This is a genomic window from Dethiosulfatarculus sandiegensis (assembly GCF_000931935.2).
In the GTDB taxonomy this organism is placed as follows: domain Bacteria; phylum Desulfobacterota; class Desulfarculia; order Desulfarculales; family Desulfarculaceae; genus Dethiosulfatarculus; species Dethiosulfatarculus sandiegensis.
Map to the genome: position 1 here is coordinate 17,786 of NZ_AZAC01000018.1, position 21,183 is coordinate 38,968.

Annotated in this window: 20 protein-coding genes and 2 tRNA genes; 11 read left to right on the plus strand and 11 right to left on the minus strand. The window is 52.5% G+C overall.

Features of this window, described 5'->3' with window-relative positions:
• Position 1: 1 nt before the first annotated feature.
• The 11 genes from X474_RS13805 to X474_RS13860 all read left to right on the plus strand — a co-directional run bounded on the left by X474_RS13805 (position 2) and on the right by X474_RS13860 (position 13,004).
• Positions 2-1,084 (plus strand): lipoate--protein ligase family protein, encoded by a 1,083-nt coding sequence (locus tag X474_RS13805; protein ID WP_052515208.1) that lies wholly within the window; start codon positions 2-4, stop codon positions 1,082-1,084.
• Complete coding sequence (locus X474_RS13810) at positions 1,084-2,652, plus strand: lipoyl protein ligase domain-containing protein (RefSeq protein WP_052515209.1); 1,569 nt, start codon at positions 1,084-1,086, stop codon at positions 2,650-2,652. Before X474_RS13805 ends, X474_RS13810 begins: the two co-directional genes overlap by 1 nt.
• A complete protein-coding gene (locus tag X474_RS13815; RefSeq protein ID WP_044349724.1) occupies positions 2,645-3,709 on the plus strand; it encodes a geranylgeranyl reductase family protein in 1,065 nt (354 codons plus the stop codon). The genes X474_RS13810 and X474_RS13815 overlap by 8 nt, the downstream gene beginning before the upstream one ends.
• A complete protein-coding gene (locus tag X474_RS13820) occupies positions 3,706-4,674 on the plus strand; it encodes a radical SAM protein (RefSeq protein WP_044349726.1) in 969 nt (322 codons plus the stop codon). The genes X474_RS13815 and X474_RS13820 overlap by 4 nt, the downstream gene beginning before the upstream one ends.
• A 310-nt stretch (positions 4,675-4,984) precedes the next feature.
• Complete coding sequence (locus X474_RS13825) at positions 4,985-6,055, plus strand: radical SAM protein (RefSeq protein ID WP_044349727.1); 1,071 nt, start codon at positions 4,985-4,987, stop codon at positions 6,053-6,055.
• Positions 6,056-6,298: 243 nt separating this feature from the next.
• Positions 6,299-7,663: a trigger factor gene (gene tig, locus X474_RS13830; RefSeq protein ID WP_044349728.1), complete on the plus strand. Its 1,365-nt coding sequence runs from the start codon at positions 6,299-6,301 to the stop codon at positions 7,661-7,663.
• A complete protein-coding gene (gene clpP, locus X474_RS13835; RefSeq protein WP_044349729.1) occupies positions 7,663-8,259 on the plus strand; it encodes an ATP-dependent Clp endopeptidase proteolytic subunit ClpP in 597 nt (198 codons plus the stop codon). The genes tig and clpP overlap by 1 nt, the downstream gene beginning before the upstream one ends.
• A 33-nt stretch (positions 8,260-8,292) precedes the next feature.
• The gene (gene clpX, locus X474_RS13840; RefSeq protein ID WP_044349731.1) at positions 8,293-9,546 is read left to right on the plus strand and encodes an ATP-dependent Clp protease ATP-binding subunit ClpX; all 1,254 of its coding nucleotides are present in this window, start codon (positions 8,293-8,295) and stop codon (positions 9,544-9,546) included.
• A gap of 113 nt (positions 9,547-9,659) precedes the next feature.
• The gene (gene lon, locus X474_RS13845) at positions 9,660-12,059 is read left to right on the plus strand and encodes an endopeptidase La (protein ID WP_044349732.1); all 2,400 of its coding nucleotides are present in this window, start codon (positions 9,660-9,662) and stop codon (positions 12,057-12,059) included.
• Positions 12,060-12,158: 99 nt separating this feature from the next.
• Positions 12,159-12,234, plus strand: a tRNA-Val gene (locus tag X474_RS13850).
• Between the two features lie 691 nt (positions 12,235-12,925).
• Positions 12,926-13,004, plus strand: a tRNA-Asp gene (locus X474_RS13860).
• A 184-nt stretch (positions 13,005-13,188) separates the two neighbouring features.
• Here the strand turns inward: X474_RS13860 and X474_RS13865 are convergent.
• The 11 genes from X474_RS13865 to X474_RS13915 all read right to left on the minus strand — a co-directional run bounded on the left by X474_RS13865 (position 13,189) and on the right by X474_RS13915 (position 20,828).
• On the minus strand, positions 13,189-13,893 hold the full coding sequence (locus X474_RS13865; RefSeq protein ID WP_044349735.1) for a cytochrome c biogenesis CcdA family protein: 705 nt from the start codon (positions 13,891-13,893) through the stop codon (positions 13,189-13,191).
• 30 nt (positions 13,894-13,923) lie between these two features.
• Positions 13,924-14,307: a thioredoxin family protein gene (locus X474_RS13870; RefSeq protein WP_044349737.1), complete on the minus strand. Its 384-nt coding sequence runs from the start codon at positions 14,305-14,307 to the stop codon at positions 13,924-13,926.
• An 88-nt stretch (positions 14,308-14,395) separates the two neighbouring features.
• Positions 14,396-14,818, minus strand: coding sequence for a hypothetical protein (locus tag X474_RS26180; RefSeq protein ID WP_156360765.1), 423 nt, complete (start codon positions 14,816-14,818; stop codon positions 14,396-14,398).
• Positions 14,770-15,300: a (Fe-S)-binding protein gene (locus X474_RS13875; protein WP_044349738.1), complete on the minus strand. Its 531-nt coding sequence runs from the start codon at positions 15,298-15,300 to the stop codon at positions 14,770-14,772. The genes X474_RS26180 and X474_RS13875 overlap by 49 nt, the downstream gene beginning before the upstream one ends.
• Before the next feature lie 94 nt (positions 15,301-15,394).
• Entirely contained in the window at positions 15,395-15,853 is a 459-nt protein-coding gene (locus X474_RS13880) for a putative zinc-binding protein (RefSeq protein ID WP_052515210.1), read from the minus strand.
• Positions 15,854-15,892: 39 nt separating this feature from the next.
• Entirely contained in the window at positions 15,893-16,126 is a 234-nt protein-coding gene (locus X474_RS13885) for a thioredoxin family protein (protein ID WP_044349740.1), read from the minus strand.
• 39 nt (positions 16,127-16,165) lie between these two features.
• Complete coding sequence (locus X474_RS25635) at positions 16,166-16,552, minus strand: DUF2703 domain-containing protein (protein WP_082464362.1); 387 nt, start codon at positions 16,550-16,552, stop codon at positions 16,166-16,168.
• Positions 16,553-16,564: 12 nt separating this feature from the next.
• Positions 16,565-17,044, minus strand: coding sequence for a thioredoxin family protein (locus X474_RS13895; RefSeq protein WP_052515211.1), 480 nt, complete (start codon positions 17,042-17,044; stop codon positions 16,565-16,567).
• A 28-nt stretch (positions 17,045-17,072) separates the two neighbouring features.
• Positions 17,073-18,245 (minus strand): permease, encoded by a 1,173-nt coding sequence (locus tag X474_RS13900; protein WP_044349743.1) that lies wholly within the window; start codon positions 18,243-18,245, stop codon positions 17,073-17,075.
• Positions 18,246-18,717: 472 nt separating this feature from the next.
• Complete coding sequence (locus X474_RS13910) at positions 18,718-19,038, minus strand: ArsR/SmtB family transcription factor (protein ID WP_044349747.1); 321 nt, start codon at positions 19,036-19,038, stop codon at positions 18,718-18,720.
• Positions 19,039-19,382: 344 nt separating this feature from the next.
• Complete coding sequence (locus X474_RS13915) at positions 19,383-20,828, minus strand: trimethylamine--corrinoid methyltransferase (RefSeq protein WP_044349749.1); 1,446 nt, start codon at positions 20,826-20,828, stop codon at positions 19,383-19,385.
• Positions 20,829-21,183 lie beyond the last annotated feature (355 nt).

Below are 21,183 nucleotides of genomic sequence, written 5' to 3' on the forward strand. Positions count from 1 at the left end.
AATGGCTGAATACAGACTGCTGGACACCGGTCTATTGACCGCCGCTGAAAATATGGCCTTAAATGAGATCCTGACCAGGCGCGCGGGTGCGGGCGAGAGCCGACCCACCATGCGCTTTTTACGTTTCAAGCCCGATGCCGCGCTTCTGGGGTATCACCAAAGGGCGGAGCAGGAACTCCATCTTGAGTTTTGTCGGGAAAACGGCATCGATGTCAACCGCCGCCTCACCGGAGGGGGCGTAACCTATTTTCAGACCTCTTCCCTGGGCTGGGAGCTTATGGCTCCCTTGGGTATGACTCCCTTTGATCAGGGCTTTGCCCGCTCTTTGGAGCGGATCTGCACCTCGGCGGCCGGGAGCCTGAGCAAACTCGGCGTGAACGCCAGGTTCAGGCCCAGGAACGATATAGAGGTTGATGGCCGCAAGATATCGGGCACAGGCGGTTTCACCCTGGAAAAAGGTATGCTTTTTCAAGGGACTGTGCTGATTGAAAATGAGATCGAAAAGTTCATGCGGGCCATGAACGTGCCTCTGGAAAAGCTGCAAAAACATGAAATAGATTCCATGAAAGACCGCATGGCTTTTCTAAAGGATTATCTTGGTGACTCCTTTGATATGGAGGCCCTGAAAGCCGTTTTGGTCAAAGGTTTTGCCGAAGATTTGGGAATTACCTTGACTCCGGGCGGCCTGACCAAAGAGGAAAAGGCTGAACTGGCCGAAAGGCTGCCCTATTTCCAGTCTGAAGAGTGGATCTTCGCCAAAAAGGGCCTGCCTAGAAATCCCTATTGGTATCACCACGTACTGAATATTGAAAGTGGTTCCCTTACGGTGAATATATGGCTCGACCATAGCGGCCGTCTGGTGCAAAAAACCTTGATTTCAGGAGATTTTTTCTGCTCCCCCTACAGATTGATTCATGATCTGGAAGGCGAGCTCATGGGGAAGAAGGCCAGGCCCGGGGTGCTGAGCCGGGTTGTGTTGGATTATTTTGAGCGCACCCAAGGCGAGGTAATGGGCTTTAGCGCGGCTCAAGTGGCCCAAGCTGTGGCAGACACACTGGAAAACCCTGTGCAGAGCAAAGATTGATGACAAATAAACCTGAATACAGATTACTTGACACCGGTCTTTTGACCGCGGCCGAAAATATGGCCCTGGACGAGATCCTTACCAGCCGGGCCGGCAGGGGGGTGAGCCCTCCCACGGTGCGTTTCCTGCGTTTTAAGCCGGACGCTGCTCTCCTGGGCTATCACCAAAAGGCAGAGCGGGAGCTGCGCCTGGATTTTTGCAAGGAAAACGGGATAGATATAAACCGTCGCCCCACAGGCGGCGGTGCGTTACTGTTTCAGACTTCCGCCCTGGGATGGGAGATCATAGCTCCCCAGGGAGTCTCGCCCTTTGACCGGGGTTTTGAGGATTCGTTAAAAAAAATCTGCACCTCGGCCGCCGGGGCCTATTCCAAGCTGGGTGTAGACGCCTCTTTCCGCCCTAGAAACGATATTGAGGTCGAGGGCCGCAAAATATCGGGTACAGGCGGGTTCTCCATAGACGGGGGCATGCTTTTCCAAGGCACGGTCTTGATCGAAAATGAGATCGAAAAGTTCCTGCGCGCCTTGAGGGTGCCGGTGGAAAAGCTGCGTAAAAAAGAGATCGATTCCCTGATGGACCGCATGGCCTTTGTCAAGGACTTGATCGGCGACGCCTTTGACATGGAGAAGCTTAAACAATCCCTGGCCGAAACCTTTAGCGAGGACCTGGGGCTTGCGCTTACTCCTTCGGGTCTCACCTCTGCTGAAAAGGCCGAACTGGCCGAAAGGTTGTCTTATTTCCAGTCTGACGAGTGGGTGTACTTGAAAAGCGGGGACACGGGCAAGCCCTCCTGGCTGCGCCAGATCCTGCAGACCGACGACGGCACCCTGATCGTCAACCTCTGGTTGGACCACAGCGGCCGCCTGGTGCAAAAGGCCTTGATCACCGGCGACTTTTTCAGTGTTCCCCAAAGGCTGATCTACGACCTAGAGTGTGAACTCATGGGGAAAAAGGCTCAGCCCGAGCTTATCAGGGACCTGGTGCTTGGTTTTTTTGAAAAGTCCGGCGGCGAGCTTTTGGGCATACCGCCTGCCAGCGTGGCCCTGGCTGTGGAAAGCGCCTGTTCACGCAAGGTGCTTTCACCCCGTTATAATGAAATAGAGGCGGCAGAGCTTTTCTTTGTGAATATGGAACCTTGCGAGATGCGGGAACTGAAGGCCACCGCACTCTTGCTGCCTTATTGCTCCAAGCCGGTGGACTGCGATTACCGTTTTGTGCCTGATTGCGCCAGATGTGGTGACTGTCAGTTCGCCCCCATGTACGACCTGGCCGATGAGACCGGTATGGAGCCTTTTTCCATTCAAAGCTTTGAGCATCTGATCGAGGTTATCAAACAACTCGCAGCCGAAGGCAGGCATTTTGTGGGTTCCTGCTGCGAGGCCTTTTACTGCAAGCACCAGGTTGAAATGGAAGAGACCAAGGCCAGGGGAGTTTTGATCTGCCTGGATTCCACCACCTGCTATGATCTGGGCAAGGGCATGGAGGCCTATGTGGGCAAGTTTGAACACCAGACCTTCATGACCACCGAGCTCATAGCCAAGGTGGCAAGGGAGATGGCAAATGGTTAGGGAAGTTGATCTCCTGGTGGCCGGCGGAGGCCCGGCGGGCTGTCTGGCCGCCCGGCAGGCGGCTTCCCTGGGGGCCAGGGTGCTTTTGGTGGAGAAGAAAAGGCGTATCGGCGCCTTGCCCCATTGCGCCGAGTTTGTGCCCCGGGCCCTTTCCCTGGAGTTGGATATCCCTGAAAAGACCAAGGTCCAGGATATTGTTGGTATGGAATCCTGGCTCGGTGAAGAAAAGCACCGCACTCCCGGCCCGGGCTGGGTGCTTGACCGGCAGGTTTTTGATTTTCACCTGGGCGTCATGGCCGCCAAAGCGGGGGCCGAGATCTGGACCCAGGCCAGGGTGCAGAGCCTTGCCGGGGATCAGGCGGAGATTCGCTTGCCCCACGGACTGGAAAAGATTAAGGCCAAGGCTACGGTGCTGGCCTTGGGTGCAGGCAGTCAGATTGCGCGGGAGCTTGGGGTTGAAAAACCTTCACTTTTAACCGGGGTGCAGGTGGTTGTTCCCCTGACCGCAGCTGTGGATCGGACCCTGATTTTTTTTGATCCCGAGATAAAAGGCGGTTATGGCTGGCTGTTCCCCAGGGGGGATGTGGCCAACCTTGGCCTGGGTTGTTTGCCCGAGGCCGGGCCGGTGAAGGCCTTGGCCGCCTTGAGGGAGCGTATGCTCGCTGAAGGCCTTATAAAGCCGGGAATTCTTGGGAGGGGCGGCGGGGCCATTCCTGTTTCAGGACCGGTTGATTCCTTTTTAAAGGGCAATGTAATTCTGGCCGGTGATGCCGCCGGGCTCACCCATCCCGTAACCGGCGGCGGCATACCCCAGGCTGTATTTTCCGGCCAGGAGGCGGGCAAAGCCGCTGTGGCACTGGCCCGGGGTGATATGCAAGAAGCCCGGGAATATGAGGAAAACCTGCGGCTGCGCTATGGGCGTTATCTCACAAGAGCCCTTAAAGCCAGGAGGCTTTTAAGCGAAAAATGGGGAGTCGCCCCCTTTGAAGAGCTGATGAAGGGAACCTGGCCCGCCTGGGCGGGCGCGCAAAGAAAAAAGGCAAAAAAAGCCAAGTGAAACAAGACTTAAATCACCTGATAGATCAGGCCAGGGAAATATCGCGAGAGCATTTCGGCCCCGAGCTTGCCATCCATACTCCGGGAATGTTTGTGGCGTACGGAAGGCGGGGGCGGTATCCTGCGGTGAGTCTGACCGGCAAAAAATGTGCCATCAAATGCCTGCATTGCAATGGTAAACTTTTGGAACCCATGCCTGCCGCAGAAACTCCGGAAGAGCTTGTCAGGCTTGGGAAAAAGATGTGGGACCAGGGGCAGGAGGGCATGCTTCTCTCAGGCGGCAGCGATAAAAAAGGGCTTCTGCCCTGGGATTTGATGCTGCCCGCCATTCAGGAACTTTCCCAGAGCACCGGCCTTGTGTTCACCGCCCATGTGGCCAATATAGACGAACCCATGGCCAGGGCCCTGAAAAAGGCCGGGGTGAGCCAGGGCCTGGTGGATGTGGTGGGAGACGAAGAGACCGCGAAAGAGATCCTGCGCCAGCCCGAGGGGCTGAAGGGCCAGGAAAGGGCGCTTAACGCCTGCCGTTCGGCAGGGCTTGAGATTGCTCCCCACATTATTCTGGGCCTTTACAAAGGGCGCATGAAAAGCGAGGAAAAGGCCCTGGACATCCTGGTGAATATGGATGTGAAAAGGGTGGTTTTCGTGGTTTTTATGCCCCTTGTGGGCACCCCTCTTGAGCACGCAGAGCCTGTACCGGTTCATGAGGCCGCCCGTTTCATGGCCCACGCCAGGCAGAGACTGCCCCGGGCCAGGCATCACCTGGGTTGCGCCAGGCCCAGAGGGCGCTACCGAAAGGAACTCGATGCCTTGGCGGTGAGGATGGGGATCAACGTGCTCGCCATCCCCTCGGACGGAGCCCTGGATGCGGCCCGGGAAATGGGTATTGAGGTAAAACACTTTTTGACCTGCTGTTCTTTGTCCGGGATAGAAACAGAAAATAATGGGCAGCCGGAAGATCTGTGAGTAGAGTAATAGTAAATAAAGATTAATAGGGATTATTCAGGCCGCCGATGGGCTTTATGCCCCGGCTTGACAAAAGCTTTAGTTTTGCCACGCTTAGAAAACTGTTTTTTAAACAAAAAGGAAAGCGGCAAACCTGCTGGAACGGCTGTAAATAAACGGTTGCCAATTAGCCTGCCGACGGTTTTTTAAGGCGGGCAGATGCTGACGCAGCGTACTTACTCCTATTCTTTGGGAAATATGGGGGCGAAATCGCCCTTTGGAAGATATATTGCTTTTGTGCAGGGTTGCTGCACTATTAACGGAGGAGAACATGCCGGAAACGGCCAAAAATCTTGAGTTTCAAAAGCAAAGCCCCGAACATTTACGCCTCTCTCTGGCCGCGGCCATGACTTTGGGCTTTGCCGGGGGCAGATTTTACAGAGACGCCAAACTGGGCTGTATCAATTTATTGCTGACTTACCCCGGCGCCTGCAAGGCCAATTGCGCCTTCTGTGGTCTGGCCAGGGAAAAGCATGTTGATTTCTTTGATCCCAAATTTGAGAAGTTCATCCGGGTCACCTGGAAAGCCTATGCCCTGGACGAGGTGATTGAGCGCACCAAGAATGCCCCTGATTGGGTGCATCGCTTCTGCATCTCCATGATCACCCATCCCAAGGCAAAGGAAGACACCCTTTATGTGTGTGACAGGCTGGTCAAGGAGACAGGCCTGCCGGTTTCCATTCTGTGCGCTCCCACTATCATGAATGAGAAAGACCTCATTGACATGAAAGAGGCCGGAGCGGACAGGATCGGTGTTGCAATCGACGCGGCCACCCCTGAAATTTTTCACAACCTAAGGGGCAAACCCGTGGGAGGTCCCCATCGCTGGGATCATTATTGGGATATCTATGAAAAGAGCCTGGCCATTTTCGGCAAAGGCTATAGCGGCGTGCATCTGATCTACGGCCTGGGCGAGACGGAAGAGGAACTGATCAATGCTATTGATCGGGCCAAGGACATGGGCGGTTACACCCATTTATTCTGTTTCTATCCCGAAGTTTTCAGCGCCATGAAGGACCATCCCCAGCCTCCGGCCACCGGCTATCGCCGCATTCAGATGGCCCGCTGGCTTATTGATGGCGGAATGACCCGCGCGAGCAAGATGACCTTTGATGACAAGGGCAGGGTGCTGGACTTTGGCGTGGATAAAGAGACCTATGAAAAGGCCTTGAATTCCGGAGAGCCCTTTGAGACCTCCGGCTGCCCGGGCAAGGACGGCAAGGTGGCCTGCAACCGCCCCTATGGCAATGAAAAGCCCGGACCGGATTTGAGGAACTATCCCTTTACCCTGGAGTCTGATGATATCGCATTGGTTTCCAGGCAGATAAAGGAATACGAATAATTTATTTACAGTGAACAGGTGTTTCGAGCTTTTTCGCTGAAAAGTGCCTGTTTTAAAAAAAGGTATATTGCCAAGTGGTTAGGTTGGGAATTTTTTCGCCGCCGCTTGAGTTTATGGGTTTCAACCGGTTAAGGGAGGCAATAACCCCTTCCTTGCCGGTTGCGCAAGATCATATGGAATGTTATAAGTCCATATTTTTGGAAACATTTTTTTGCTTAGTGTTGGTAGAAGGGTTAGGAGACCATGAAGGTCAATACCGAAGAGTTGAGCTCTGTTGAGCGTTTGTTGACCGTGGAAATCCCTGCGGCGGAAGTCAAAAAGACTCTCGATAAGATATACAAGGCCATCAAACGCCAGGCCAAGATCAGGGGATTCAGACCGGGTAAGGCTCCCAGAAGCGTTCTGGAGAAATACTATGGGGATCGCGCTGCAAGTGAGGCTGTTGAGAGCTTGATCGGCGACTCTTATGCCGATGCCCTTAAAGAGGCGGATGTAAACCCCATTGCCCAACCGGAGTTCGATTTTGAACCGCCCGAGGAAGGTAAAGATTTTATTTATAAAATCACCTTGGATATCCTGCCCGAATTTGAGCTGGATCCCAAGGAATATAAGGGGCTTGAGCTTAAAGAGCCCGATATGGAAGTCACCGACGATATCGTAAACGAACGCCTTGACTCCTTGCGCGAACGTCAGTCAGTGCTTATTCCTCTAGAGGAAGAGAGACCTTCCGCTACAGGCGATGTGGTTGTGGTCAACTATGAGTCTTACCTTGAGGGTGAGAAGGTTGACGGCGGCCAGGCCGAAAACGTTGAGGTCGAGCTGGGCAAGGGATCCGTACAGGAGGAAATCGAGGTCGCTCTGGTCAAGGTCAAGCCCGGCGATATCGTGGAAGCCACCGTTTCTTATGATGAAAACGTATCCGATCCCAAACTTCAGGGAAAAGATGTGGTCTTTAAGCTCTTTGTCAAGGAGCTCAAGGTCAAGGTTCTGCCCGAACTGGACGACGATTTCGCCCGCTCGGTAAGCCCCGAGTTTGAAAATCTGGAAACCTTGAAGGAGCGTATCAAGACTGACCTGGAAGACAGTTATCAGGATCAGAAAGATTCAGCCCTTCGTTCCCAGATTATGGATCAGATAAGGGACTTAGGCGAGTTTGACGTTCCTAAATCTCTGGTCAGGGAAGAGGCCGGCCGCATGGTGGAAAGCCTGAAAAATCAGCTTCGCCAAAGTGGTATGGATCCGGATAAAGCAAACCTGGATCATGCAAAAATGGTTGAAGATTTTTCAGGTTCTGCCGAAAACAAAGTCAGATCCGGAATTGTTCTGGGCAAGATTTCCGATATTGAAAAGGTGGAAGTTGAGGATTCGGATATCGACGCTGAGATGGAAAAGCTCAGCCGACGCATTGGTCAGCCTGCTAAGGCCATAAAGGAAATGCATATTAAAAACAATATGATGGATTCCCTTAAGGCCCGCCTGACGGAAGAAAAGACGTTGCAGGCCCTAAAAGCCGATGCTATCATTAAAAAAGCGGATCCCAGCGAACTTGCAAAGGAATTGGAAGAAAAGGCTAAAGCGACCCAAAGCGCAAACGAAACGGATGAATAATGTCTTTAATACCGTTTGTGATCGAGCAGACTAGTCGCGGTGAACGTTCCTATGATATCTATTCGCGTCTGTTAAAAGACAGGATAATATTTTTAGGAGAGGCTGTTAATGATACGGTAGCTAACGTTATCGTTGCCCAACTTTTGTTCCTTGAGGCAGATGATCCCAGTAAAGATATTCATCTTTACATAAACTCACCGGGCGGGGTGGTTAGCTCCGGTCTGGCGATTTTGGACACCATGAATTACATCAAACCCGAGGTTAGCACCCTCTGCGTTGGTCAGGCCAGTTCCATGGCGGCCATTCTTTTGAGCGGAGGAGCCAAGGGTAAGAGATTCGCCCTCCCGCATTCTCGTATTCTGATCCACCAGCCCTTGGGAGGGTTCCAGGGCCAGGCATCGGATATAGACATCCATGCCCGCGAAATTTTAAGGCTCCGTGAGGAACTTAACCGTATGCTCGCAGACCGTACAGGCCAGCCCATAGACCGTATCTCTGAAGATACCGAAAGGGATTACTTTATGAGCGGCGAAGAAGCCAAGGCCTACGGATTAGTCGATGAAGTCATCGTCGAACGCAGAACGGAAGAGGACTGAACCTGGGCACTTTAATGGGTGGAGCAGGCTCCTATGAGCAAAAAAAGTAATGGCAAGGGGTCGGATTTGGTTTGTTCCTTTTGCGGGAAAAGCCAGGACGAAGTCAAGAAACTTATTGCCGGACCTTCGGTCTATATTTGCGACGAGTGTATTGAACTTTGTAACGAAATAATCGAGGAGGAATACCAGAAAGAGGAAACCTCCACCGGTGTTTCTGTACCTAAGCCCAAAGAAATCAACGCCATCATTGACGAATATGTGGTTGAGCAGGAAAGGGCCAAAAGGATTCTCTCCGTGGCCGTGCACAACCATTATAAACGGATAGACGCCAAGGTGGAGATGGGCGGCGTGGAGTTGCAGAAAAGCAACATCCTGCTTGTGGGACCGACCGGTTGCGGCAAGACCCTTCTGGCTCAGACCCTGGCCCGTATCCTGAACGTGCCGTTTACCATTGCCGATGCCACCACCCTTACCGAGGCCGGTTATGTGGGTGAGGATGTGGAGAATATCATCCTCAACCTTCTGCAGGCCGCGGACTATGACGTGGAAAAGGCACAGCGTGGTATTGTCTATATCGACGAAATCGACAAAGTCGCCAGGAAAAGCGAAAATCCCTCGATCACCCGGGACGTCTCCGGCGAGGGTGTTCAGCAGGCGCTTTTGAAGATAATCGAGGGCACCATGGCCTCGGTGCCTCCCAAGGGCGGGCGCAAGCACCCCCAGCAGGAGTTCGTCAAGATAGACACAACCAATATACTGTTTATCTGCGGCGGAGCCTTTGTTGGCCTGGACAAGATCATCAGAAACCGCATCGGCGCCAAAACCATGGGCTTTACAGCCTCGCTGCAGGACAAAGACAAAGAATTGCCGTTGGGCGATATCCTGGCCCGCTGCCAGCCCGAGGACCTGATCAGGTACGGCCTGATTCCCGAGTTCATCGGCAGGCTGCCGGTGGTCGCCACCTTGGATGAGCTGAGCGAAGATGCGCTCATGCGGATTTTGCGCGAGCCTAAAAACGCGCTTACCAAGCAGTACGCCAAACTCTTCGAGTTTGAAGGTGTGGAGCTTAAGTTCACCGACGAGGCCCTCTTGGCCGTGGCCCAGGAGGCCATGTGCCGCAAGAGCGGAGCCAGGGGCTTGAGATCCATACTTGAGTCGGCCATGCTGGATATCATGTATGATCTGCCTTCTCTCAAGGGCATTCAGGAGTGCGTGATAGGCGAAGAGGTTATTAAACAAGGTGAACAGCCCATTTTACTTTACTCAAACCAGGCTGAATATGCCTGATGGGTTAATCGCAGGCTTATTTGCGGCGACAACTCAGTTGGGGTCGGGTTTTGCGGGATTCAACCTTCGGAAAATTAATCAAACGGCCCATTGCGGCCGTGAGGGGACCTAATATGCGAGCACCTTTACTGCCGCTTAGGGATATTGTTGTATTCCCGCACATGGTGGCCCCCTTGTTCGTGGGTAGAGACCGGTCCGTGGCTGCTTTGGAGCATGCCATGCGCCACGACAAGACGATTTTTTTAGCCACCCAGCGCGACGCCCGGGTGGACGACCCGGGCCCGGATGATATTTACACCATTGGAACCATCTCCACGGTTCTGCAGCTTTTAAGGCTGCCGGACGGCACCGTAAAGGCCCTTATCGAAGGCAAACGCAGGGCCAAGGTGGTTAGCTTCGTGGAAGAGGACGACCTCTTCCTGGTTGAGCTGGAGGAGTTGCACGAGGAGTTTGATCCGGACCTGGAGTCCGAGGCGCTGGTGCGTTCGGTGAACCAGGCCTTTGAACAATACTCCAAGCTGCATAAAAAAATACCGCAGGAAACCCTGCATTCGGTGGCCAGCATTGATGACCCCAGCCAATTGGCCGACACAGTGGTGGGGCATCTTCCGATAAAGCTGGAAGACAAGCAGGAGCTGTTGGAGCTGGTCAATCCCAACAAGAGGATGTCCAGGCTTTATGAGCTTCTGCGTTCAGAGATAGAGATTCTCCAGTTGGAGCAGCGCATCAAGGGCCGGGTCAAACGCCAGATGGAAAAGACCCAGCGCGAGTACTATCTGAACGAGCAGATGCGCGCCATCCAAAAGGAGATGGGCGATAAAGACGACATCAAAAACGAGATCAAGGAGCTTGAGGAAAAGCTGGCCCAAAAGCGCATGCCCAGGGAAGCAGCCCAAAAGGTGCGCGCCGAGCTGAAAAAACTCAAGCTGATGTCGCCCATGAGCGCCGAGGCCACGGTGGTGAGAAACTACGTGGACTGGCTAATGGCGTTGCCCTGGTATGAAAAAACCAGGGATATATTGGACTTGAAAGAGGCTAAAGATATTCTGGACCAGGACCACTACGGCCTTCAAAAACCCAAGGAGAGAATTCTTGAGTTTTTGGCTGTGCAGGCCCTGGTGCGCAAGATCAAAGGCCCCATCCTTTGCTTTGTGGGCCCTCCGGGCGTGGGCAAGACTTCTTTGGCCAGATCCATTGCCAGGGCCATGGGGCGGAAGTTTATCCGTCTTTCTTTAGGCGGGGTAAGGGACGAGGCCGAGATCAGGGGACACAGAAGAACCTATATCGGGGCCATGCCCGGCAAGATAGTGCAGTCCATGCGCCGCTCCGGCTCGGTGAACCCGGTATTCTGCCTGGATGAAGTGGATAAAATGTCCACTGATTTCAGGGGGGATCCTTCGGCCGCATTGCTGGAGGTCCTGGACCCTGAACAGAACTATGCTTTTAACGACCATTACCTGGATGTTGACTACAACCTCTCCAGCGTGATGTTTATCACCACGGCCAACACCCTGTACTCCATTCCGGCCCCTTTGCAGGACCGTATGGAGATTATTCGCCTGCCCGGCTATACCGAGCTGGAAAAGCTCTCCATAGCCCGTCAGTTCCTTTTGCCCAAACAGGCCAAGGCCAACGGGTTAAAGCTGGAACAGGTGCAGGTCAGCGATGCCGCCATCTTGGAGGTCATCCGCCGTTACACCAGGGAAGCCGGTGTGCGCAACCTGGAACGGGAAATGGCCGCCCTCTGCCGCAAGGCAGCTAAAAAGCTGGTCAGTGCAAACGACAGCGAGGGCACTGTACGCATTTCCCAGGGCTCTGTGCAGCAACATCTGGGTGTACCCAGGTTCCGTTACGGCCTGCCCGAGGAAAAAGACTATGTGGGCCTTACCAACGGCCTGGCCTGGACTGAAGTCGGCGGCGAGATCTTAACCACGGAAGTGGTCATCATGCCCGGCAAGGGTAAGTTGACCGTGACCGGCCAATTGGGCGAGGTTATGCAGGAGTCTGCCCAGGCTGCGCTTTCTTACGTGCGCACCAGGGCCCAGGCCCTGGAGCTGCCCGAGGATTTTTACACCAGGGTGGATATACACATCCACGTGCCAGAAGGCGCCATCCCCAAAGACGGCCCTTCAGCCGGAATCACCCTCGCCACCTCCCTGGTCAGCGCCCTTACCAGACACCCGGTGCGGGCCGATGTGGCCATGACAGGTGAGATAACCTTAAGGGGCAGGGTGCTGCCCATAGGCGGGCTTAGAGAGAAGATTTTGGCAGCACATAGGGCCAGAATCGGCAAGGTCCTTATTCCCAAGGAAAATGAAAAGGACATCAAGGAGATCCCGACCAAGGTGCTCAAGGCTGTGGAACTGGTGCCGGTTGAGAGCATGGACCAGGTGCTGAAACAGGCCCTGGCAGTGGAAGACCCTGAAAAGATCTTCAAACCCGATGCCGCTCCCTTTTGTCTGAATTCAAAATCCAATGGTGAGGACGGTTCCAAAACTGTGGTGGCTCATTAAGCTTCCGCCTCTTGACACAAGGCCAATGCCTTGATAAATAGAGTGCCGTACAAAGGTTGTCGCCCCTGACCACCTTGGTCAGGGGCGACAACTTCTTAAGGGCGGGTAGCTCAGTTGGGAGAGCATCGGCCTTACAAGCCGGGGGTCGCAGGTTCAAGCCCTGTCCCGCCTACCAATAAAAATTAAAATCGGTCGGGTCTTTTGCCCCGGCCGTTTTTATTTGCCCCCAGCCCAATAGGTGTATTTCTCAAGATTCCCGGACCTATGCAGATTTGAAAAACTTCCTGCAAACAATCCGAAGGGTCCAGCCTCCCCTCTTTGAATGCTTCACTCCGGGGAAGGCTCATAAAGAGGCGGGGCAGACTTGCCTGCGCTCCTTTGAGCCCGAACTTTTTTTCCTCTCTCTTTCATGTTTTCAGAGTTCTGATTTCCCGTTTATACGCCTCCCTGGATTCATTTTTTTCATCCGGGGGCTGTTCAAGGATCTGGCATCTGACACTATGACCTTTTGCATGCCTGAAGACATGCAAAAGCTTCTGTTGGTCAAAGCTGTTTTGGGGAAAATCAATTTTAAAAAACAGACTGTCAAAAGAGGCTTAAGCGGGATTTAATCCCGGCTTGGTTTGTTGTGTAAGGGTTGGCCAGGGTGAAATTTACCCTGTAAAAGGGCCTAATCCCCTCGTACCCCCCCTTTATCCGGTAGATGGGGAAATGGATAAGGGTGGTCTAAAATCAGTCCTTAAAAGATATGTTACAGAAAAAAGTGTAGATAGCTCTTTTTGGGCTTTTTGGGGCTTGCCAAACTGCAAAAAAGACGGTAAATATTGCCCCACCGATCGCGACAGCGATAAACTGAATAATGATGCGGGGGCGTAGCTCAGCTTTGGTTAGAGCGCCGGCCTGTCACGCCGGAGGTCGCGAGTTCAAGTCTCGTCGTCCCCGCCACAGATATCAAAAGAGCCAGCAATATTTGCTGGCTCTTTTTTTCGTCCGGCTCAACTGAAAGGCCTGATAGCTATCGGCGTCAGCCCCCACTTCGGATAGAGCGCCGCGGCCGGCAGTACTGAGGCCAGCAGACCGTCTTGATCCAATCCCTTTTCTTGTACCTGGGAATTTGGTGGCCGGGTGGCTATACCCCGACCCATGGCGCAAGGATGAAGTAGAGTCCCAGAAAAGCTATGCCCACCCCGGCGGCTCGCTTGAACCAGAGGCTTCCCCGTTGAAACGATCCATTTTCCAAAAGATTGCTCACCGCCGCTGTAGAGCTTCCAGCAAAGGCAATGGGCAGGGAATGCCCAATACCAAAGAGCAGGATCAATATGATGCCGGTAACGATGTCGTTTTGTACGGTGATAATAGCTAATATGGGGGCTATAAACCCGAAAGTGCAGGAGCCGGAAAGCACTCCGTAAGCCAAACCCAGAACAAAAGCTCCGCCCACTCCTTTAACCTTAAGACGGCTCATCAGGCTGCCTGACATGGAGCAGACTTGTACGCCCAGCATGTCCAAGGCCACCCAGATAAGCACCGCCCCCACCAGTATGGTCCACCATGAACCAATCTCTCCCAACATCAAACCCAACAGGGAGCAGATGACCCCCACCAGGGCGATGGTAAGGAAGAGACCGCCGGTAAAGGCAAAGGCATAAGTGGCGGCGCTTTTAGGATTAACTGCCTTTTCCTGTCCTGCCACGTAAGTAACCATGAGAGGTATTGAGGCCATGTGGCAGGGGCTTAAGGCCACGCTGACCATTCCCCACAAAAAGGCGCCAAGCATGGCGATCAAGCTTCCGGAAGATGTCCAGCTGTTAACTGTGATGAAAAAAGAATCCATCTTTAATCTTTCTCGCAATCAACTAGTGGATCAATTGAGGGTGACTCCCATTTTTTCCAGGTAAGACACCATTTTTTCCTTGTCCATGAATCCAAGGTGTCGAAATTGCTCTTTACCGTTTTTATCAAAGAAAATCTGGGTGGGAATGCCCTTGAGTTTGAACCTGTCCACCTGTGAACGGTCCTTCCAAACATCTATGAAAGCGATGACTGCCTTGCCGTTATATTCTTCACGCACCTCTTTTATAATTGGAGCCATCATTTTGCACGGAATGCACTTGTCGGCTCCTAAATCAATCATGGTAACCATGCCTTTCACTGGCAATTGGTTGGCATCATGAGGCATTTCCGCCGAACTTACTATTGCCGACAATAGAACCAAGGCGATAGAAAAAACCAGAGATATTCTTTTCACCTCAACTACTCCTCTTCGAATTTAAATGTTTTAGTGTTTATCCATCATTAACCCGGCGGCTGGAGGTATTGCAGGTAAAGCAGTGTTTTCAATAAAATGGATTACCAAAACCAGCTAATAGTTGATTCAGGATTTGCAACTCACATGGCAGACCCCGGTTGGGGTCTCCACAGCTCAAGGTAAATATTTCCGCTTCGGCTTCAAAGCCACGTTCAGCATCGAGGTTAATACCGGCGCTTCCATCAAGGGCCCGATCACCGCCGCGGAAAGCCTGCCCTGAGTCGATGCCGTTTTTACGGCCATCTGGCGCATATAGTGTTCCACGATCTGACTGCGGGCGTCGTTCCCGGGTGTAAACAAATAAGACTTGGGGCATGATCCGTCTGCTATAAGGCACAGGGGCGCTAAAACTGCTCAGTCTCATGGAGGCAATAGCAAGGTCAAATGCCAGTGGCTTTTTAATCACAACTGCGGGTCGGCAAAGAATCGGTTTAAATAGGCGTCCAAGCATGAAGCCTGCTCCTGGGCCAGCTCGGGACAGTCTCCGGCTTCCTTTCCCCCTTCGGCGGCCTGAGCGGCAAAAACCATACAGGTGGGCTGGCCACACTTTTTACAATTGGTCTTGGGGAGCATTTTCAGGATTTCAAAGACCTGGGGGCGCGGCATACCCGTATAGCAGGGCTCGATATTTTCCCGGTTCTCCCAGGCCTGGTTAATCTCCCGTTTTAACCATTTGAGAATTTTGTCCGCTTCCGCCTCGTTTTTGAGGGCGTTTACCGCGATCAACCGGGGATGGACGGTTATGATTTTTCCCTGCGTCCGGAAGGTGACACTGGGTGGTTCTCTGGTGTATTCATAGCCTCCCAATTCAGCGTTCAAAAATGGCAATGCCTCCCCCACATCCTGATCCAGATGCGCAAAACAGTGCAGGGACTGGAAATTGGGATTGCATTCGGGCCTAAAAATTTCCTTGCGGTAACTTTCCAGAAGCATAAATACTTTCCAGATAGGTTAAACGACGTATGACGCTTCGCACCGCCTTTCTTTGCGCAGGCGGTGTTCTCCATGCAGCGCTTCCCCCGCGGTCCTAACAGCAGCAGCAGCCGCTTTGTCCGGCTGGTTCGGGTCCGCCTTGGGAGGATGCCGCATTTTTTATCAGCTCTTTAACCCTATCAATGTCATCCCGTTTAAGGTTGAAATCCTTGTTTTTGTCGATCCCCTCCCGGCTCAGAACAACATATCCCCGTAGCGGAATCTCGGCGTTTTTGAAGATGGCTTTGGCGCATCCCACCTCGCAACCATCCAGCACCACCATGCGCTGAACGTCCTTGGCTGATTGCACGAAACCTGACAGATTGCCGCCGATGCCGGCCAGGCAAAATATCTTGCCAAAGCCCTCCCGGGTCAGCTCCACACAGGCCTGGTTGGCCAGCTGCCCCACATTGGAGCCGCCTGAGCAGGAAAGCAGCATCACATTCCCATCAGGCGTGCAACAGTTCCCTTTGTGCGTGGTCTGGACATTGGCATCACAGCAACAATCAGACATTTCGCTCTCCTTTTTTATTTAAACCCGCGATAGATACCCCTATTTGGCCAACCAGGATTTGACCTGATCCTTACTGGGCACTTTACCCACCACCTTGACGTCTCCGTCGATGATCACAGCCGGGGTGCCGAAGACACCGGCAGCGGCGATTTCCATGGTGTTGGTTACCTTTTCGACCTCCGCCTCGATTCCGGCTTCGGCCACTGCTTCCTTAACTACTTCTTCCGTCTTCTTGCACTTGGCGCAACCAGGACCCAGTACCTTGATTTGCATAATTGTTCTCCTTTGGTCTTATTGTTTGCCGATCACTTGCTAAGCCGCCTCCGGAATCAAATCAGGAGGAATTGCTTCGTAGGTTTTTCCTTGATGCCAAATGGTTTGGCACAGGGTGCGCAGGCCCGGTAAATTCTTGCAGGAAGAACAGCAAATCTCCGACTTGGCGGCCTGCGGTAAAATTTTTTCCAAGGGCTTTCCGTTCAGTAAAACTTGGTTGGATTCAATAAATCCCTTTTTCGTCAAGAGGGTTCCCTTGAGCGTGACCGTCCATCCCCGTGGCCTAAATTCACCGTCCAATTCTTCAACAGCCCGTGGCACCTTTTCTTTGCTGTGCGCGCAACGCTCACAGGTCCGTCCGTCTTTGTCCAGGTGTTTCCACTCTGTTTTCAGCCGTTTTATTGGCCGGATCTCCAGACGATTGATGAATCCATCACTCTATTGTAGTAATCTTCTGATTTCCCGCTCGCTGGGAACCTTGCCCGTTGAAACCACTTTGCCGTTTATGATCAAACCCGGGGTAACCAATACACCGGTTGCGGCGATGGCATTGGCCTCTGTGATCTTGACCAGGTCAGCTTCCTCCCCGAGTTCGGTCAGCACCTTCATCACCCGTCCAAAAAGTTGATCGCAACGGGGGCAGCCCGGACCCACGACTCTGATCTCCAGACCTCCATCGGAACCCGCTTTATAGGGCTGCCCCAACGTTTTACGAAACTCACGTACAAAGGCGGAGGAATATTCATCCCGGGCCGAAGATGGGATGTAATTACGCTTTTCCATACGATTTAGCATCTCTGCCGCCACCTCCTGGTCGGAGCGGTCGGCGTATTCCGCTTTCATGTCAGTGATGACTTGGTCGAGTTTTTTGATTCCTATGGATATGCCACCTACGTTTATTTTCTTAATGTCGTCCATAATGCCTTCTCCACAGGTAAGAATCGCTTCAGGCAAAGACCGAACCATAAATAAGTCCGGCAATGGTGGACAGCACCACGATGATGGAGCAGAACACCACTGTCTTTTTCCAGCCCATGACCCCGCCTATGACCAGCATATTGGGCAGGGAAAGTGCCGGTCCGGCCAGCAGCAGGGCGAGGGCGGGGCCCTTACCCATGCCTGCTCCGATAAGTCCCTGCAAAATGGGGATCTCGGTCAGGGTGGCGAAGTACATCAGGGCCCCGGCCAGCGAGGCGAAGAGGTTGGACCACAGGGAGTTTCCTCCCAGGGCGGCCTGAATCCATTGTTCGGGGATCAGGGCGGCATGGCCCGGTCGCCCCAGCATGAAGCCCGCCACCAGCACACCCGCTCCCAGAAGCGGGAAAATTTGCTTCATGAAGCCCCAAGTGGACTGAACCCAGTCCACCCGCTCGTCTTTGATAAACCAATTTTTGAGCATGAAGCCCAGGATTACCAGAAGGCCCGCGGTCAGGTACCACTTGGCCGAGAATATGGCTTGCCACAGACCGGCCTCTCCATCTGCCGGCCGGGCAAAAGCCGCGAAGACCAGGATCAGCACCAGGGTGAGCATGAATAAGGCCTCCTGAACCAGGGTGCGTCCCTTTCCGTCTTCATCCGGCAGGTAGATCTCTCCGGCAGCGCGTTCGGCGTCGTCCTTGCGGAAGATGAAGGCCATTAGCAAGCCGGTTATGATCGCGAAGATGACGGCCCCTATAGCCCGGGCCAGACCCAATTCCCACCCCAGGATGCGTGCGGTGAGCACAATGGCCAGCACGTTAATGGCCGGACCGGAGTAAAGAAAGGCCGTTGCCGGTCCAATGCCCGCACCCCGGGAGTAGATGCCCGCGAATAAAGGAAGCACCGTACAGGAGCAGACCGCCAGCACCGTACCTGAAACAGAGGCCACGGTATAGGATAGGATCTTCTTGGCCTTGGCTCCGAAATACTTGAGTACAGAGGCCTGGCTGACGAAAACCGCAATGGCTCCGGCGATGAAAAAGGCCGGGATCAGGCAAGTGAGCACGTGCTCCCTTGCGTATTCCTGCAGCATCATGAAGGCCTCTAGGCCGGATTGGCGGATAACTTCGCTGTTCCAGGGCATATAGTAGGCTGCCGCGAAGACCGCGAGAATCATCAGGAGCTTGTATCGTTCCTTCATTTTAAATTCCTCCTCAAGCTTGTTCCTGAAGTTGCGGCCGGGCTTTTTGTATTTGTCCGGTCGTGTTTTAGCTGGTTTGATAAAGTGTCGGCGTAATAAAGTAAATCAAACGCGCACCTGATTACGCAGATGATAAAAAGGGGTTGCCCCTCCTTGTTGCAGTCAATGGGGCATGCGTTTTTCATGCTCAACAGATGACGTAACATCGTGGATTTGTGGCAACCGACCATTTCGTTCAAATCTCCCACGCTTGATTTCCCACTTGAAAGCCGCCCAAGTATCATCAGCCAGCCGGAATGGGCCAGGGTTCGTACAATCACCGCCGGAGCCTCCAGGCCATGTAGTTTACGGCTACCGGTGGGATAGGCTCGCATCTCAGTTGCTGTTCCGTTCGAAGCGTCTTAAGTTACTTTTTATTACTAGTTAATGCATATTTGGCCAATTATTCAAGTTTGAGCTCAAAAAAAATACCTCACTTGACAAGTTGAATCTGGTGTTGCACCTGGGCTTCCATCACCGATTCCACGCAGTTGAAGAAACTAAGTACACAGGGGGCCAACAGGGAATAAAAAACCTGAGTGGCGCGTCGTTCATCCTTGACCAGTCCAACGGATTTCAAGACAGACAGATGTTTGGAAATGGTCGACATGTCCAGGCCGACCGCTTCGGTGAGTTCGGCCACGCATTTTTCACCCGTGGATAACTCATCCAGGATAAGAAGCCTGTTGGGGTTGCCCAAGGCCCTTAGTATCCTGGCGCGGGCTTCAAATCGTTGTGCCTTGCTTACTTTCATGGGGTCCTCCAATTTGCTTATTTGAAATATTGGCCAAGTTTGCCAGATTGTCAAGTTCCTTTTCGAAAAAGTTGAAAAACCACCTGAAAAAAGGGAAAGGGGTGTAATGGCATATTTGCTTATTTTATATTAAATTTGATTGATTAGTTGCAAGTTGATGCGGGTGGTTACTCAAAAACAGCAGCAGTGTTTACTTCTGGAGTGCCTGTCACGCCGGAGGTCGCGAGTTCAAGTCTTGTCGTCCCCGCCACAGATATGACGAAAAGAGTCAGGTTTATGCCCGACTCTTTTTTTGTTATGTGATGCCAATTACCTGAGAGCTCGAAAGAGGAACCCCAAATAAATTAGGCATCGGATCTGATTCTATCGATGATGATATCGTTCAGCTCTGGATAATAGGTTTTTCTTTTAGCGGCCTGCCTGACAACACCCTCCCATTGCCTGAAAGAATCCACATTTTTCAAGGTGTGGTCAGTATTTTTGGGGCTACTTTTTTCGACAATTTCGTTGATTCCCGCAAGAGCTTGATCGTCGGCGGGAAAGTACATGGGGATCACGCCCGCATCCTTTGAAACCGTTTTGAAAATTTTTTTGGAATTTCTCTCTCGCTCACAATCTTCTATAAATTTTTCGATACTGAAAAAATTCAGACTTCCCAAGGCCCCCATGGCATGCCGTACTATATGCACCCCGTATTTACGCAGTGCATTGCGGCTCAATTCTGAATCTGCCACAGCCTGGGTAGTCAGCTCGGTTAGGCTGGTGCTGCCGCCGGTCTGGGCGGAAGGCAAGCCGGTGATCCAGGTGTTGACCCTGGCCAGGGCCGCATTAATAAGCGTTTGGCAAGGGGAACTGTAGGAAAGATTACCTCCGGCCTCGGCAAGGCTTGGAATGCCGCAGTGTATACACGTAACCCCGGGATTAAGCGTCTGCGCAATGACTATCATGAAAAGGACTTGGGCATGGATTTGGGTCAGAAAAGACTCGGGGCTGGCGGCGCCGGATACGCCGGCAATGCTCTGGTCAATGAGCAACAGATTGTTACCTGCCAGGGCGCTTCGCATAAAAGGTTCAACCATGTTATTCATGGGAGTTAAGGTGGAGATCAGGCTGGTGCCGTCTATCCAGTTTTCTTTATCCTTAAAAAATGCCACCTCGGCATCGCTCATGGTATTGGTCGGGATCATTTTGATGCCTTGGTAGTTTTTCTCCATCAGCTTGGCCGCCTCAATAAGAGAGATGCTCCTGTCGCAGGCCACCGGCAGGCTGAAAATACCTAGAACATCCTGGTTATCATCCACCGCTCGGATTATTTTTCCGTATTCTTCGCGATTTGCCGGGCGAAGCTCCTCGTCACCGGCCCGTTTTAGAAAGGGTGATGTCGAGCCGGTGCCAAATGTGTTTAAACCCGGATCTGCTGAAATTCTACGGGGCGTCTGTTCCAAACAGTGATCAATGTAATCCCTCTTCAAAGGTATTAACGGAGCCGTCTCTTTGTCAAAATCCACAGCGTCGGCTTCCAGGAGAATATCCATAATCGTTAGGGTGCCGGCAATGTTCATACCAGTTTCAGTGAGCACCTGTTTTGCGTTTTCGTCAATACGCTCATAGAGTTGTCTTTCCGCGATCAGATCATCCATATCCTCCATTCGCGAGCTGGCTTTTTTCAGAATATCTTCATCAGTGACATATTTTAACATGTCTGCATAGACGGCTTTGGCTTTTTCAAATTCAGCTTTTTTTTCCAAGAAAATGCCCTTGGCAAAGGCCTCATCCGCTTGATTGTTCATCTAATTCTTTCCATTTTCGGACTATTTTTTAGCGGGAAAGGATTTACTTAATAAATTGTGGGATAAATCCAAAGAAGGCAACCTTAATTTGTAGCAGGGGGGTGAGAAACGCCCTCTTATGCGGGCCACTGATACACCCCCAAAATGCCGGAGCATTTTCGGGGGCCCCGAATGTTACAGCCCCAAAATGCCGGAGCATTTCGGGGGCCCCGAATGTTACAGTCCCAATGTGGCCCGCCATTTCGCGCAGCCTTGAAAATTATGCGATATGAGGAAGTTGCTGAAATTGAACTTCAACACCCCGCTAGGCATTTTGTAAACCTCCCGTGCTTAGTGCCAGTCAACAGGAGACAGA